13 protein-coding genes are annotated in these 14125 nt (G+C 66.6%); 8 read left to right on the plus strand and 5 right to left on the minus strand.

Annotated elements, in window-relative coordinates:
- Window positions 1–48: 48 nt before the first annotated feature.
- Window positions 49–1026 carry a helix-turn-helix transcriptional regulator gene (locus tag ACI48D_RS10595; RefSeq protein ID WP_435571176.1) on the plus strand — a complete coding sequence of 326 codons (978 nt, stop codon included), beginning with the start codon at window positions 49–51 and terminating at the stop codon, window positions 1024–1026.
- Window positions 1027–1116: 90 nt separating this feature from the next.
- Window positions 1117–1404: a hypothetical protein gene (locus tag ACI48D_RS10600; RefSeq protein ID WP_435571177.1), complete on the plus strand. Its 288-nt coding sequence runs from the start codon at window positions 1117–1119 to the stop codon at window positions 1402–1404.
- 24 nt (window positions 1405–1428) lie between these two features.
- Here ACI48D_RS10600 and lysA read toward each other — a convergent pair whose 3' ends face one another.
- Together lysA and lptM are read right to left on the minus strand one after the other, a co-directional pair.
- Window positions 1429–2703 (minus strand): diaminopimelate decarboxylase, encoded by a 1275-nt coding sequence (gene lysA / locus ACI48D_RS10605; RefSeq protein ID WP_435571178.1) that lies wholly within the window; start codon window positions 2701–2703, stop codon window positions 1429–1431.
- A gap of 2 nt (window positions 2704–2705) precedes the next feature.
- Complete coding sequence (gene lptM, locus ACI48D_RS10610; RefSeq protein WP_435571179.1) at window positions 2706–2975, minus strand: LPS translocon maturation chaperone LptM; 270 nt, start codon at window positions 2973–2975, stop codon at window positions 2706–2708.
- A gap of 41 nt (window positions 2976–3016) precedes the next feature.
- Between lptM and cyaY the strand changes: the two genes are divergently transcribed.
- On the plus strand, window positions 3017–3346 hold the full coding sequence (gene cyaY / locus ACI48D_RS10615; RefSeq protein WP_435571180.1) for an iron donor protein CyaY: 330 nt from the start codon (window positions 3017–3019) through the stop codon (window positions 3344–3346).
- Here cyaY and ACI48D_RS10620 read toward each other — a convergent pair.
- Genes ACI48D_RS10620 through ACI48D_RS10630 form a run of 3 tightly spaced genes read right to left on the minus strand, consistent with a single transcriptional unit; the run spans window position 3333 to window position 8735 of the window.
- Entirely contained in the window at window positions 3333–4847 is a 1515-nt protein-coding gene (locus ACI48D_RS10620) for a hybrid sensor histidine kinase/response regulator (protein ID WP_435571181.1), read from the minus strand. The two genes, cyaY and ACI48D_RS10620, sit on opposite strands and share 14 nt — an antisense overlap.
- Window positions 4847–6349 (minus strand): ATPase domain-containing protein, encoded by a 1503-nt coding sequence (locus tag ACI48D_RS10625; protein WP_435571182.1) that lies wholly within the window; start codon window positions 6347–6349, stop codon window positions 4847–4849. Before ACI48D_RS10625 ends, ACI48D_RS10620 begins: the two co-directional genes overlap by 1 nt.
- Window positions 6350–6380: 31 nt before the next feature.
- On the minus strand, window positions 6381–8735 hold the full coding sequence (locus ACI48D_RS10630) for a penicillin-binding protein 1A (protein ID WP_435571324.1): 2355 nt from the start codon (window positions 8733–8735) through the stop codon (window positions 6381–6383).
- A 339-nt stretch (window positions 8736–9074) separates the two neighbouring features.
- Here ACI48D_RS10630 and ACI48D_RS10635 point away from each other — a divergent pair, with 339 nt between their 5' ends.
- From ACI48D_RS10635 to pilQ, 5 genes are read left to right on the plus strand one after another with little or no spacing between them, the layout of a single operon-like run.
- The gene (locus ACI48D_RS10635) at window positions 9075–10163 is read left to right on the plus strand and encodes a pilus assembly protein PilM (RefSeq protein WP_435571183.1); all 1089 of its coding nucleotides are present in this window, start codon (window positions 9075–9077) and stop codon (window positions 10161–10163) included.
- Window positions 10163–10771: a PilN domain-containing protein gene (locus ACI48D_RS10640; RefSeq protein WP_435571184.1), complete on the plus strand. Its 609-nt coding sequence runs from the start codon at window positions 10163–10165 to the stop codon at window positions 10769–10771. Before ACI48D_RS10635 ends, ACI48D_RS10640 begins: the two co-directional genes overlap by 1 nt.
- The gene (locus ACI48D_RS10645; protein WP_435571185.1) at window positions 10768–11439 is read left to right on the plus strand and encodes a type 4a pilus biogenesis protein PilO; all 672 of its coding nucleotides are present in this window, start codon (window positions 10768–10770) and stop codon (window positions 11437–11439) included. Before ACI48D_RS10640 ends, ACI48D_RS10645 begins: the two co-directional genes overlap by 4 nt.
- 8 nt (window positions 11440–11447) lie before the next feature.
- Window positions 11448–11984, plus strand: a complete 537-nt coding sequence (locus tag ACI48D_RS10650) for a pilus assembly protein PilP (protein WP_435571186.1) — start codon at window positions 11448–11450, stop codon at window positions 11982–11984.
- Window positions 11981–14110: a type IV pilus secretin PilQ gene (gene pilQ, locus ACI48D_RS10655; protein ID WP_435571187.1), complete on the plus strand. Its 2130-nt coding sequence runs from the start codon at window positions 11981–11983 to the stop codon at window positions 14108–14110. The genes ACI48D_RS10650 and pilQ overlap by 4 nt, the downstream gene beginning before the upstream one ends.
- Window positions 14111–14125: the final 15 nt, after the last annotated feature.

The raw sequence follows: 14125 nt of genomic DNA on the forward strand, positions 1-14125 counted from the left end.
TCACGGTAAGCGGGATATAGGTCATAATCGGTCCTATCTCGACTGACAATGTTCGCCATGTACCGCCCGACCACGCGCGTGCTCGCCTTGCTGGAACTGCTGCAGACCCACGGCCGCATGAGCGGGGCCGAGCTGGCGCCGCGCCTCGGCGTGGACCGCCGCACCCTGCGCCGCTACGTCGGCAAGCTGGAGGACATCGGCATTCCGATCATGGCCGAGCGCGGGCGCGCGGGCGGCTATGCCTTGATGCCCGGCTTTAAGCTGCCGCCGATGATGTTCACGGAGGACGAAACATTGGCGCTGTCGCTCGGCCTGCTCGCCGCGCGCGGGCTTGGCTTGGCCGAGGCGGCGCCGGCGGTGGCCAGCGCGCAGGCCAAGCTGGAGCGCATCATGCCGGACCAGCTCAGGCAGCGCGTGCGCGCCGTCGGCGAAACGGTCAAGCTGGAGGCGGGAAGTGCGGCCGCGCCGCCCAAGGACCGTGCCGGCAATCGCGCCTTGGTAGCGCTGACCGGTGCCGCGCAGGCCTGCCGGCGGGTCGTGCTGCATTACCGGAACCAGGGCGGCGACGCGTCGGTGCGCCGCTTCGATCCGTTCGGCGTGGCGTTCCGCCATGGACGCTGGTACACGGTGGGGATGTGCCACCTGCGCAATGAAATCCGCATCTTCCGGCTGGACCGGATCGCCGGCGTGGAAGCGCTGGCCGAAGCGTTCGAGCGTCCGGCCGGTTTCGATGCGATGGGCTACCTGGTGCAGTCGCTGGCGACCTTGCCACGCGCGTTCGCGATCGAGGTGCTGCTGAAGACCGACCTGGCGTCGGCGCGGGCGCACCTGTTCGTCGAAGCCGGGGTGTTCGAGGAAACCGCCGAGGGCGTGGTGATCCACAACCAGTCCGACGAGCTGGAATGGTTCGCGCGCCAGCTGGCCGGCATGCCCTTCGATTTCGAGATCCGCCACCCGCCGGCGCTGCACGCGGCGGTGGAGGAATGCGTCCGGCGCCTGCAGCGCTGCAGCGCAGCGCCCGGCTAGCGCGGCCGGCGTGTAACGTGCATGTAACAGCAGTTGTAAAGGGCGCCCTCTGGCCTAGAATCAAGTAATACGACACATGAGGGCGTCGAGATGGAAAGCTCCACACACGGCGTGGCGAAACGCCTGATCCTTTCGCTGGCGGCGGGCGCCGCCCTGTCGGGCTGCGTGTATGCGCCGCCGTACGCGGCGCCGTATCCGGCCACCCCGTATTCGAGCTACGATACGGTGCCGTACTACTCCCCCTACGCCTACAGCTATCCGACCTATGTCGGGCCGCCGCTGTCGCTCAGCTTCGGCTTCTACGAGCACAGCTACCACGGCGGACGTGGCTGGGGCGGCGGCTGGGGCGACCACCGCGGCTGGGGAGGCCGGCACTGAGGCAGTCCGGCCCGTCCCTGCTGCTTACTTGACGATGGTTTCCAGCGCAAACAGCTCGGCCGGATCCTCGCGGCGGCGGACCAGGTGGACCTTGTCGCCGTCGACCAGCACCTCGGCGGCGCGGCCGCGGGTGTTGTAGTTGGAGGCCATGGTAAAACCGTAGGCGCCGGCCGCCATCATCGCCAGCACGTCGCCCGGCTCCACCGCCAGCTCGCGGTCGCGCGCCAGCCAGTCGCCCGATTCGCAGACCGGGCCGACCAGGTCGTAGGTGACTTTGTCGCCGTCGCGCGGCACCACCGGCTTGACGTCCATCCAGGCCTGGTACAGGGCCGGGCGCGCCATGTCGTTCATGGCGGCGTCGATCACGCAGAAGTTCTTCTCTTCGCCCGGCTTCAGGAATTCGACCGACATCAGGAGCACGCCGGTGTTGCCGACGATCGAGCGGCCCGGTTCGAAGATGACCTTGATCGGCTTGCCCTCGTACTTCTCGGCGCGCCAGGCGTCCACGCGCGCGAACACGCGGCTGACGTAGTCGCCGATCGCCACCGGGGCGTTGTCGCCGGTGCCGTAGTCGATGCCCAGGCCGCCGCCCACATCCAGGTGGTGCAGGTGGATGCCGTCGGCGGCGAGGGTGTCGATCAGCTCGATCAGCTTGTCCAGCGCTTCCAGCAGCGGGGCGTCGTCCAGCAGCTGCGAACCGATGTGGCAGTCGATGCCGACCACTTCCAGGTGCGGCAGCGCGGCGGCGGTGCGGTAGGTGTCCAGCGCATCCGAGAAGGCCACGCCGAACTTGCTGGCCTTCAGGCCGGTGGCGATGTAGGGGTGGGTCTTCGGATCGACGTTCGGGTTCACGCGCAGCGATACGGGTGCGCGCTTGCCCAGGCGGCCGGCGACTTCGTTAATCCGGTGCAGCTCGGGGATCGACTCGACGTTGAAGCACAGGATGCCTTTGCCAAGTGCCAGCTCGATCTCGGCCACGGTCTTGCCCACGCCCGAGAAGATCACCTTGCCGGGGTCGCCGCCGGCCGCGATCACGCGCAGCAGTTCGCCGCCGGAGACGATGTCGAAGCCCGCGCCCTCGCGTGCCAGGATGTCGAGGATGGCCAGGTTCGAATTCGCCTTCATCGCGTAGCAGACCAGGGCGTCGCGGCCCTGGCTGGGCGCCGCATAGCCCCGGAAGTTGGCGAGCAGCTGGGCCTTCGAATAGACGTAGGTCGGGGTGCCGAATTGCTGGGCGATTGCGGGCAAAGGAAGGCTCTCGGCGTGCAGGACGCCGTCTTGGTACGAGAAATGCGACATGGTTACTGTTGGGCGGGCGGAGTGGAGGATTGGGGAGCTTGCGTGTTGTTGGCGTTCGATCCCGCGGCCGGCGTGGTCATGCCCGCGGCGGGTGCGGGCGGGCTGGCCGTGGTTGCCGGCACGACCGGCACGACCGGCACGACCGGCGCGGCCGGCGTCGAGGCGGCGCGGGCCGGCGGCTTGGGCATGTAGAGCGGGCCGGGTTGGCCGCAGGCGGAGAGCAGGGCCAGCGTGGCGGCAGCAAAGGCCGGGAGCGCAAATGGGGACTTCACGATTAGAATCACGGTTTGATTAGCAGACCTTGGAGTGTAGCATGACCGAAACTGAATTTTTGGACCTGGCCGAAGCCACCCTGAACCAGATCGAACAGGCCTTCGACCGCTTGTTCGAGCAGGACGTGGTCGATGTCGAATGCAAGCGCAGCGGCAACGTGCTGGAAATCGAATTTGTCGACAACGGTTCGAAAATCATCGTCAACAGCCAGGCGCCGCTGCAGGAGATGTGGGTGGCGGCGCGCGCCGGCGGCTTCCACTACAAGCGCGTCGGCGACGAGTGGCGCAACACGCGCGACGACAGCGAACTGTTCACCTCGCTGTCGGACTACGCCACCCAGCAGGGCGGGGCGCCGGTCAAGCTGCGCTGAGCACGCCCAGCAAGGCTTGCATGTCGACGGGCTTGACGAAATGGTGGTCGAAGCCCGCCGCGGCGGTCCTGGCGCGGTCCGCCTCCTGCCCGTAGCCCGTGATGGCGACCAGGGTGGCGGACGCCATCGGCGCCAGCAGCCGCAATTGCCGCGCCAGTTCGTTGCCATCCATGTCCGGCAAACCGATGTCGAGCAGGCAGGCGTCGGGCGGTTCCGCGCGCGCCGCTTCCAGTGCCGCGCGCGCGCTCTGCACCACGGCGACCCGGTAGCCCGCGGCCTCGAGGACCATGCCGAGCATCTGGCCGGCGTCGTCGTTGTCGTCGACCACCAGCAGGCGCAGCGCGCGCGCACCCGCCGGCACCGGCGCGTGCTGCGCGGGCGCGGCGTTGTCGCCTGGCGCCGCCACCCGCGGCAGGGTGACCGTGAAGCGGCTGCCTTTGCCGATTCCCTCGCTGTACGCCGCGACCTGGCCGCCGTGCAGCGCCACCAGGTTCTTCACCAGCGCCAGGCCGATGCCGAGGCCGCCCTGGGCGCGGTCGGACGAACGCTCGGCCTGCGCGAACATGTCGAACACGTGCCCGATCATGTCCGGCGCCATGCCGATGCCGTCGTCGCTCACGGTATAGCGCACGCTGTCGGCGTCGGCATGCATCGCCACGACGATGTCGCCGCCCTCGGGCGTGTATTTCGCGGCGTTGTTCAGCACGTTCGCGATGATCTGCACCAGGCGCTTCTGGTCGCCATGCACGAAGGCGGCCTCGTGCGGCATCTGGATGGTCACGCGGTGCCGGCGCGCGTCGACCAGCGGGCGTACCTGCTCGACGGCGCTGGTGACGATCTGGCGCGCGTCCAGCAGGGTCTCGTCGAGCGTCACCAGCCCCCGCGACACCCGCGACAGGTCGAGCAGGTCGTCGATCAGCCCCGTCATGTGCTGCACCTGGCGCGAAATGATCTCGCTGGTCTGGCGGATCTGGTCGCGGTCGAGGGACGGCAGGCGCAGCAGGTCGGAGGCCGCCCGGATCGGCGCCAGCGGATTGCGCAGCTCATGCCCCAGCATGGCCAGGAACTCGTCCTTGCGCTGGTCGACTTCGCGCATCGCATATTGCCGGCGGCGGGCGCGCAAGGCCGATTGCGCCGCGCTGACCAGGGTCACACCCTGTGCCGGCCGCTCCAGCAGCGAGACGTTGCCCAGCTCCAGGTAGCGGTGCTGCAGTCCGGCGGACGAGGCCTCGCGCCGGCTCATGATCAGCACCGGCAGGTCGGACCATCCGTGCTGGTGGTCGATGAAGTGCTTGAGGGCGCGCAGGAATTCCGGCGTGATGGCTTCGTCGCCAACCATCAGCGCACCGGCCCCTTGCCCGAGCTCTTCGACCAGTTCGTCCAGATGGGCGCACACGCGGCAGTCGATGCCGGCGCGTCCGAACAGTTCGGCGATCAGCCTTGCGTCCTTTCCTACCGGCGCATGGATCAGGATACGGTGTTCGAGCTCAGCGTTCGGCATCAGGCCGCCGAGGTCGGGGTAGCCGGGTTCCTGTCAGCCTCCAGGATGGTCGGCACGCCGGTCAGGATGCCCTGGAAATTGCTGAGCACGGGGCCGACGACGAGGCCTTGCCGCGTGATGTCGAAGCGCCGCAGGGTCGTCTCGTGGACGCTGCCGCGCTTCTTGAACACGGAAATCGCCTTCTCGACCGAGCCCTGCGCCTCGAAGTAGCGCAGGATCAGGACGTTGTCCGCCAGGTAGCTGACGTCCATCCCGGTCGACATGGTGCTGCCCACGATGCCCTGCTGGACGCCGACCAGGAAGCTCACCACGCCGCGCTGACCCAGGTAGGTGAGGATTTCGTGCAGGTGCGTCGCCAGGAAGCCGGCTTCGGGCATGGCGTTCATGTAGCCGTTCAGGCTGTCGATGACGACGACCCGCGCGCCCTGGTCCGCCGCGCCGCACACGGCATGGCTGAATTCGCCCGGTGACATCTCCGCCGGATCGATCTGGTGCACGCTCAAGAGTCCGGATTCGTAGGGCGTGCGCAGGTCGATGCCGATGCCTTCGCTGCGGTTCAGCAGCATATTGAAGGACTCCTCGAACAGGAAGATGGCGGCGCGATGGCCGCGGTCCGTCATCGACTTCACGAACTGCACCGCCACGCTGGACTTGCCGGTGCCCGGCGGCCCGGAGACGAGGGTGCTGGAGCCTTCCTCGATGCCGCCGCCCAGCAACATGTCGAGGGCAGGAAGACCGCTGCCGATCTGGGCGCGGCGGCTCAGTTCGCGCGATTCGGCGGCGACGATGCGCGGGTAGACCACCAGGCCGCCGGTGAGGATCGAGTAATCGTGGGGACCGCGGCGGAAGGCGACCCCGCGGTACTTCAGGACCCGCACCAGGCGGCGCTCGGCGCCGTACTCGGAATCGGTATGCTGGAGCGAGATCACGCAGTGGGCGACGCTGCGCACCTGCTGGTCGCCCTGTACCGAGGTCTTGTCGTCGAGCAGCAGGGCGGTGCAGGAGCGCTTCGCGAAATACTGCTTGAGCGCCAGCACGTGGCGCCGGTAGCGCAACGGGCTGCCCGACAGCAGCTGCAGCTCGGACAGCGAATCGAGCACGACCCGGGTCGGATTGAGCTTCTCGACCAGCCCGAGGATCATGTTGTTGGTTTCGCCCAGCTCGACCTCGGACGGATGCAGCACCGTGTACTGCTCGCCCGGATCGAGCAGGCTTTCGTCCGGAATCACCTCCTGCACCGTGACGCCGTCCAGCGACATGCCGTGCGCCTGCGCGACCGCGCGCAGTTCGACTTCGGTCTCGGCCAAGGTGATGTACAGCACGGTTTCGCCGCGCGCCGCGCCCTCGGCCAGGAACTGCAGCGCCAGCGTGGTCTTGCCCGCGCCGGGATCGCCCTCGACCAGGTACAGCCGGTCCTTGGTGAGGCCTCCGCCGAGGACATTGTCGAGGCCGGCAATACCGGTCGAGATGAACGCAGTGCTGGAGGTGTTCTGGATGCTCATGGTGCTTTTTCCGCTCAATTCATCAATTTCGTCAGAATAACTCGTTTCTGACCGCGTCGCGCGTCTTCTGCTGATCCGCGGGAGGCGCCACCCCGACGTCCAGCGACTGCACCCCGGTGCCCGGCGGGCTTTCCACGTAGTAATACTCGTCGCCGTACTGCACCAGGCCGGCCGGCACCTGGCGTTCCGCGACCGGCACGTCCTTCAGCGCCTTCTGCATGAAGCCGATCCAGATCGGCAGCGCCAGGCCGCCGCCGGTTTCCTTGTTGCCCAGGTTGCGCGGCTGGTCGTAGCCCATCCAGGCAATGCCTACCAGGTGCGGCTGGTAGCCGGCGAACCAGGCGTCGATCGAGTCGTTGGTGGTGCCGGTCTTGCCGGCCAGGTCGGGCCGCTTGAGCGCCTGCTGGGCCTTGGCGGCGGTGCCGGAACGCGCCACGTCGCGCAGCATGCTGTCCATCAGCCAGGCGTTGCGCTCGTCGATCACGCGGTTGGCGTCGACGCCGGCGCGCTCCGGGCGCGCTTCCGACAGCACCTTGCCGTCCGCATCCGTCACCTTCGAGATGAGGTAAGGGCTGACCCGGTAGCCGCCGTTCGCGAACACGGAATAGGCGCCGGCCATCTGCAGCGGCGTGGTCGCGCCCGCGCCCAGCGCCAGCGTCAGGTAGGGCGGGTTCTTGTCGGCGTCGAAGCCGAAGCGGGTCGCGTATTCCTGGCCGTAGCGCGCGCCGATCTTGTTCAGGATGCGGATCGAGATCATGTTCTTCGACTTCATCAGGCCGCGCCGCATCGTCATCGGGCCTTCGTACTTGCCGTCGTAGTTCTTCGGCTCCCAGGCCTGGCCGCCGGTCGAGCCGGCGTCGAAGGAGATCGGGGCGTCGTTGATCAGGGTCGCCGGCGAGAAGCCGCGCTCCAGCGAGGCCGAATAGATGAAGGGCTTGAACGAAGAGCCCGGCTGGCGCCAGGCCTGGGTCACGTGGTTGAACTTGCTGCGGTTGAAGTCGAAGCCGCCGATCAGGGCGCGGATCGCGCCGTCGTCCGGGCTCACCGCGACGAAGGCCGATTCCACTTCCGGCAGCTGGGTGATGCTCCAGGTCGAGCCGCCGTCCTGGGTCACGCGGATCACCGCGCCGCGGCGCAGGCGGCGGGTCTCGGCCGCCTTCGCCGACAGCCATTCGCGCGCGAACACCAGGCCGGCGCCGCTCATCCTGATTTCCTCGCCGGAAGCCAGCACCGCCGTCACCTGCGACGGCGAAGCCTGCAGCACGACGGCAGCGACGATGTCGTCCGAATCCGGGTGCTCGGCCAGTTCGGCCTCGATCGCCTCGTCGGCTTCGCCCTTGGCTTGCGGGATCTCGATGTACTTTTCCGGGCCGCGGTAGCTGTGGCGGCGCTCGTAGTCCATCACGCCGCGGCGCAGCGCCAGGTAGGCGGCGTCCTGGTCGGCCTTGGTGATGGTGGTGAACACGTTCAGGCCGCGCGTGTAGGTGTCTTCCTTGAACTGCTCGTAGACCAGCTGGCGCGCCATCTCGGCCACGTACTCGGCGTGCACGCCGAAGGCCGTACTGTCGGTCTTGATCTTCAGTTCCTCGTTCTTCGCAGTTTCATATTGTGCGTCGCTGATGTAGCCGAGCTGGCGCATGCGCAGCAGGATGTACTGCTGGCGCAGGCGCGCGCGCTTCGGGTTCACCACCGGGTTGTAGGCCGACGGCGCCTTCGGCAGGCCGGCCAGCATGGCCGCCTCGGCCACGCTGATGTCCTTCAGGTCCTTGCCGAAGTAGATCTGGGCCGCCGACGAGAAGCCGAACGCGCGCTGGCCCAGGTAGATCTGGTTCATGTAGACCTCGAGGATCTGGTCCTTGCTGAGGTTCTTCTCGATCTTCCAGGCCAGCAGCGCTTCATATGCCTTGCGTTTCAGGGTCTGCTCCGAGGACAGGAAGAAGTTGCGCGCGACCTGCTGGGTGATGGTCGAGGCGCCCTGGCGCGCGCCGCCGGTGGCGTTGTGCAGCGCCGCGCGCAGGATGCCCCAGTAGTCGATGCCGCCGTGCTCGTAGAAGCGGTCGTCCTCGATCGCCAGCACGGCCTTCTTCATCACATCCGGGATGTCCTTGAAGTGCACCAGGGTGCGGCGCTCCTCGCCGAATTCGCCGATCAGGACGTTATCGGCGGTGAAGATCCGCAGCGGCATCTTGGGCCGGTAGTCGGTCAGGGTATCGAGGGCGGGCAGGTTGGGGTAGGCCATCGCCAGCGCGAACACGACCACCAGCACGCCGCACACGGCCAGGCCGAACAGCGTGGCGAGCAGGGTCAGGAGGATGCGTTTCGGACTGTGCTTATTGGGCGATGGCGGAGACGGCGGCGTGGGCGCCCCGTTCGAAGATGCTTTCATACGCATGAATGGTTCGCTGTGTTGATCTGATTCATTATAAAACAGGGCTGCTGTGGAAACACGGGCTGATCAAGTCGATAACAGCTGTGTAAAGCGCGACAATATCGATCTACGACAGAGGGAAACTAAGTGTCGTATTCATGCTTCGGCTCAATATGTTCCTGTGCAGAAATATCTTGTCTGTGGTCATCCTTATTGCTACGATTTAACGCAGTGCCTTGAGCATCTACATAAATAAGGCGCGTTAAACCGCTGGTTTTTCTAAATAAAACATCCCGCCCGGGCGTTCAATAAGTCGTTCTTCCAAGAACGCGCAGCAGCAAAGAGGGAGCAACGCTCGTGATCAGTCTAGGTTCCTTGTTCGGACAGGCCAACCCGCCCTTGATCGGAATCGACATCAGTACGTCCGGCGTGCGCCTGGTGGAGCTGGCCGATGCCGGCAAAGGCGAACTGCGGCTGGAGCGCTATGCGTCCGAGCCGCTGCCGCGCGGCACCGTGGTCGACGGTAACATCGAGAACATCGAAGCGGTGTCGGAAGCGGTGCTGCGCGTCTGGAAAAAGAGCGGCACCAAAATCAGGCACGTCGCGCTCGGCATGCCGCCGGCCGCCGTCATCACCAAGAAAATCATCCTGCCCGCGGGCCTGGCCGAAGACCAGCTCGAAGTGCAGGTGGAGTCCGAGGCCAGCCAGTATATCCCGTTCGCGCTGGACGAGGTGAGCCTGGACTTCGACGTCATCGGCCCGGCGCCCAACTCGGCGGACGACATGGAAGTGATGCTGGCGGCGGCGCGCCGCGAGAAGGTCGAGGACCGGGTCGCGATCCTTGAAGCGGCCGGCCTCACCGCCACCGTGATGGACGTCGAATCGTATGCGGCGCGCACGGCGGCGCACCGGGTGATCGGAGAACCGGGCGCCGCAGCGGGCGGCGCGCAGGATGGCCGGATCATGGCCCTGTTCCAGATCGGCGCCCAGGCCACCCACATCTCGGTGATGCAGAACGGCGAGACCATCTACGAACGCGAGCAGCCCTTCGGCGGCATCCAACTGACCCAGGACATCGTGCGCGCCTACGGCCTGTCGTTCGAGGAGGCGGAAGCGCGCAAGAAGACCGGCGACCTGCCGGACAACTACGGCGCCGACCTGCTCGCGCCCTTCCTGGAAAACGCCGCGCTGGAAGTCACGCGCGCGATCCAGTTCTTCTTCACCTCGACGCCGTACACCCGCATCGACCAGATTTACCTGGCCGGCGGCTGCGCGCTGGTGCCGGGCCTGCTCGACATCATCGCCAGCCGTACCAAGATCGCCAGCAGCGTGATTGCGCCGTTCAAGGGCATGCAGCTGGGACCGTCGGTGCGCGAGCAGCAGTTGCGCCACGAAGCGCCGGCCTACCTGGTCGCCTGCGGCCTGGCACTGCGGAGGTTTGGCTGATGATCCGGATTAACCTGCTTCCCCACCGGGAAGCGAAACGCAAGCAGAAGCGGGCCGCGTTCGCGATGCTGCTGGCCGCCGGCGGCCTGCTCGGCGCGGCCCTGGTGCTGATGGTGGGCGGCTACAACGCCAGCCGCATCGCCATCCAGAACCAGCGCAACCAGGTGCTCAAGAGCGCCAACGCGGAACTCGACGTCAAAATCAAGAAGATCGCCAACCTGAAGGCCGAGATCGAGGGACTGAAGGCACGCCAGCAGGCGGTCGAGGACTTGCAGGGCGACCGCAACCAGCCGGTCTACCTGCTCGACGAACTGGTGCGCCAGACGCCGGAAGGGGTCTACCTGAAGAGCTTCAAGCAGGACGGCCAGAAGGTGTTGCTGTCCGGCGTGGCCCAGTCGCAGGAACGGGTCGCCGAACTGCTGCGCAACCTGTCGGGCAATTCGCCCTGGCTGGAACGGCCGGACCTGACCGAGGTGCGCGCCGCCACGCTGGCCCAGAGCAAGACCGGACGCAAGGTGGTCGAATTCACGCTGAACGTGTTCATCAAGCGCGCGCGTGAAAAAGAAGAGATCGCCAAAGAGAACGCCAGGTCGGGACCGAAAACATGAACATCGATCTGAAACAGGTGGGCGCCGACATCGCGGCCCAGTTCGAAGGCCTGCAGGGCCGCCATCCCGGCCTGTGGCCGCTGGCGCCGCGCCTGCTGTGCGCGGCCGGCGTGATGGCGGCCGTGCTCGGCCTCGGCTACTTTTTCTACTGGAGCGGCCAGTTCGAGGAACAGGACACCCTGGCCGCGCAAGAGCAGACCCTGCGCAACGACTATCGCGTCAAGATGGCGCAGGCGATCAACCTGGACGCCCTGGAAGCCCAGCAGCAGCAAGTCAACCGCTACGTCGAACGGCTCGAGAAGCAGCTGCCGAGCAAGGCCGAAATGGCGGCCCTGCTGTCCGACATCAACCAGGCTGGCCTCGGCCGCGGCCTGCAGTTCGAGCTGTTCAAGCCGGGCCAGGTGGTGGTCAAGGATTACTATGCCGAGCTGCCGATCGACATCAAGGTCACCGGCAGCTACCACGACATCGGCGAATTCGCCGCCGACATGGCGAAGATGCCGCGCATCGTCACCCTGAACAACCTGTCGCTCGCCGCCGGCAAGGATGGCGTGCTGTCGCTCGATGCGGTCGCCAAGACCTTCCGCTACCTCGACCAGGAAGAACTGGACGCGCAGTCGCAGGCCCGGAGGAAAAAGAAGAAGGACAAGAAGGGGGCCCAGGAGTGATCAAGCACATGAGCAAGCAAGCCGGCGCCTTCGTGGCCGCCGCGCTGCTGCTGGCCGGCTGCGGCGACAGCGACGTCAAGGAAGTGCACGACTGGATGGACCAGGTCAAGCAGCAGACCCGCCCGGCGGTCAAGCCGCTGGCCGAGCCGAAGGACTTCCTCCCCTACGCCTACGGCGCCAAGGAAACGGTGGATCCGTTCAGCCCGAACAAGCTGCTGAACCAGCTGGCCAAGGCGGCCGAGACTTCGCAGGATCCGAACAAGCCCGACCTGCAGCGCCCGCGCGAACAGCTGGAGGGCTACCCGCTCGACACCATGAAGATGGTGGGCACGATGCAGAAGGGCAGCGTGACCTACGCGCTGCTGCAGATCGACCGCGCGGTCTACCAGGTCCGCGCCGGCCAGCGCATCGGCCAGAATTTCGGCATCGTCACCCGCGTGGGCGACGACGCCATCAATATCCGTGAAGTGGTGCAGGACGCTGCCGGCGAGTGGGTCGAGCGCATGGCGAAGTTGGAGCTGCAAAGCAAGGAGAACCGGAAATGACCCGTCTTGGAAGCATCGCCCTCGGACTGCTGCTGGCGTTCGGCGCCAGCAGCGCCTTTGCGCAGAACGCGATCGAATCGATCAGCGCCAACCAGCAAGGCAATAACGTCGTCATCAACGTGGCGATGAAGGATGCGCCCACCAGGCTGCCGATCGGCTTTTCGATCACGAATCCGGCCCGCATCGCGCTCGACTTCGGCGCCACCCAGAACGCCACCGGCAAGAACGCCCAGGACATCAACCTGGGCGACGTGCGCGGCGTGAATGTGGTGCAGGCCGGCGAGCGTACCCGCCTGGTGCTGAACCTGAAGCGCACGCTGAACTACGCCGCCGCGATCGACGGCAAGTCGGTGATCGTGACCGTGGAAGGCTCGGGCGGGGCGGCGCAGGCCGTGAACGCCGCCGGACTCCCGGCGCATGCCGCGGCCGCAGCCGCCAGTCCTCAACTCCTGCGCGACCTCGACTTCCGGCGCGGCACCAACGGCGAGGGCCGCATCGTGGTCGACCTGCCGAACAGCCAGGTGCCGGTCGACGTGCGCCAGGTCGGCAACCAGATCCAGGTCGACTTCCTCAGGACCGGCCTGCCGCCCACGCTGCGCCGCCGCCTGGACGTGACCGATTTCGGTACCCCGGTAACCCGCATCACCACCGTGCCTTCGGGCGAGAACGTGCGCATGACGATCGACGCCCACGGCACCTGGGAACAGAGCGTGTACCAGAGCGACACCCAGCTGGTCATCGACGTCAAGCCGGTCAAGGAAGACCCGAACCGCCTGGCCCAGGGCACGCAGGGCTACCGCGGCGAGAAGATCTCGTTCAACTTCCAGAACGTCGAAGTGCGCGCCGCGCTGCAGGCGGTGGCCGACATCTCGGGCCTGAACATCATCGCCAGCGATTCCGTCAGCGGCAGCCTGACCCTGCAGCTGAAGCAGGTGCCGTGGGACCAGGCGCTCGACGTAATCATGCAGGCCAAGGGCCTGGACATGCGCAAGAACGGCAACGTGCTGTGGATCGCGCCGAAAGAGGAAATGCTGACCAAGGAAAAGCTCGAGCTCGAGCAGAAGGCCCAGATTTCCGATCTCGAGCCGCTGCGCTCCGAGAGCTTCCAGCTGAACTACCAGAAGGCCGAGGCGTTCCGCACGGTGTTCGGACTCGACCAGGGTGGCGGCAGCGACAAGAACCGCATGCTGTCCAAGCGCGGCAGCGCCACCATCGACCCGCGCACCAACCAGGTGTTCGTGACCGACATCGCGTCCAAGCTGGAAGACGTGCGCAAGCTGATCCAGAAGGTCGACATCCCGACCAAGCAGGTGCTGGTCGAGGCGCGCCTGGTCGAGGCGAACGACGGCTTCTCGCGCAACCTCGGCGCCAAGCTGGGCTTCGCCGACCTGCGCGCCATCCGCGGCGGCGATGCCGGCTACCAGCTCAACGGCAACCAGCGCGTGGCGATCGGCGGCAACCTGACCGGCGTCGGCCAGACCACCGGCCAGGTCGCGCTGGGCAGCGATTCCTACAACAACACCACGCTGGTCAACCTGCCGGCGGCGCCGGCCAACGGCGTGAACGCACCGACCATCGCGTTCTCGCTGTTCTCGGCGGCCGCCAATCGCTTCCTGAACCTGGAACTGTCGGCGCTGGAAGCGGACGGCAAGGGCAAAATCATCTCCAGCCCGCGCGTGGTCACCGAGGACAACGTGGCGGCCGTGATCGAGCAGGGCGTCGAGCTGCCGTACCAGCAGGCCACCAGCAGCGGCGCGACCTCCGTCACTTTCAAGAAGGCCAACCTGCGCCTGGAAGTCACGCCCCAGGTCACGCCGGACGGCAACGTGGTGCTGGACGTCGACGTGGCCAAGGATTCGAAGGGCGAGAGCACGGCTTCCGGCTTCGCCATCAACACCCAGCACGTGAAGACCAAGGTGATGGTCGAGAACGGCGGCACCGTGGTGCTGGGCGGTATCTACCAGCAGAGCGAGACCACCAACGACTCGAAGGTCCCGCTGTTCGGCGACCTGCCGGTGGTCGGCCACCTGTTCAAGTCCACGGCGCGCTCGACGTCTAAGACCGAGCTGCTGGTGTTCATCACCCCGAAGATCGTGACCGACCGCCTCCAGAACGCGGCGCACTGAACTACCCGACACAAT

This window comes from Massilia sp. LXY-6 (genome assembly GCF_051233485.1).
Taxonomy (GTDB): Bacteria; Pseudomonadota; Gammaproteobacteria; order Burkholderiales; family Burkholderiaceae_D; genus Telluria.

What these genes read in the sequence shown, in the direction of transcription:
- ACI48D_RS10595 (WP_435571176.1), top strand. Translation starts at nt 49, where the DNA reads ATGTTCGCCATGTACCGCCCGACCACGCGCGTGCTCGCCTTGCTGGAA.
- cyaY (WP_435571180.1), top strand. Translation starts at nt 3,017, where the DNA reads ATGACCGAAACTGAATTTTTGGACCTGGCCGAAGCCACCCTGAACCAG.
- ACI48D_RS10625 (WP_435571182.1), bottom strand. Translation starts at nt 6,349, where the DNA reads ATGAGCATCCAGAACACCTCCAGCACTGCGTTCATCTCGACCGGTATT.
- ACI48D_RS10640 (WP_435571184.1), top strand. Translation starts at nt 10,163, where the DNA reads ATGATCCGGATTAACCTGCTTCCCCACCGGGAAGCGAAACGCAAGCAG.
- ACI48D_RS10620 (WP_435571181.1), bottom strand. Translation starts at nt 4,847, where the DNA reads ATGCCGAACGCTGAGCTCGAACACCGTATCCTGATCCATGCGCCGGTA.
- ACI48D_RS10650 (WP_435571186.1), top strand. Translation starts at nt 11,448, where the DNA reads ATGAGCAAGCAAGCCGGCGCCTTCGTGGCCGCCGCGCTGCTGCTGGCC.
- ACI48D_RS10630 (WP_435571324.1), bottom strand. Translation starts at nt 8,735, where the DNA reads ATGAAAGCATCTTCGAACGGGGCGCCCACGCCGCCGTCTCCGCCATCG.
- pilQ (WP_435571187.1), top strand. Translation starts at nt 11,981, where the DNA reads ATGACCCGTCTTGGAAGCATCGCCCTCGGACTGCTGCTGGCGTTCGGC.
- ACI48D_RS10645 (WP_435571185.1), top strand. Translation starts at nt 10,768, where the DNA reads ATGAACATCGATCTGAAACAGGTGGGCGCCGACATCGCGGCCCAGTTC.
- lysA (WP_435571178.1), bottom strand. Translation starts at nt 2,703, where the DNA reads ATGTCGCATTTCTCGTACCAAGACGGCGTCCTGCACGCCGAGAGCCTT.
- ACI48D_RS10600 (WP_435571177.1), top strand. Translation starts at nt 1,117, where the DNA reads ATGGAAAGCTCCACACACGGCGTGGCGAAACGCCTGATCCTTTCGCTG.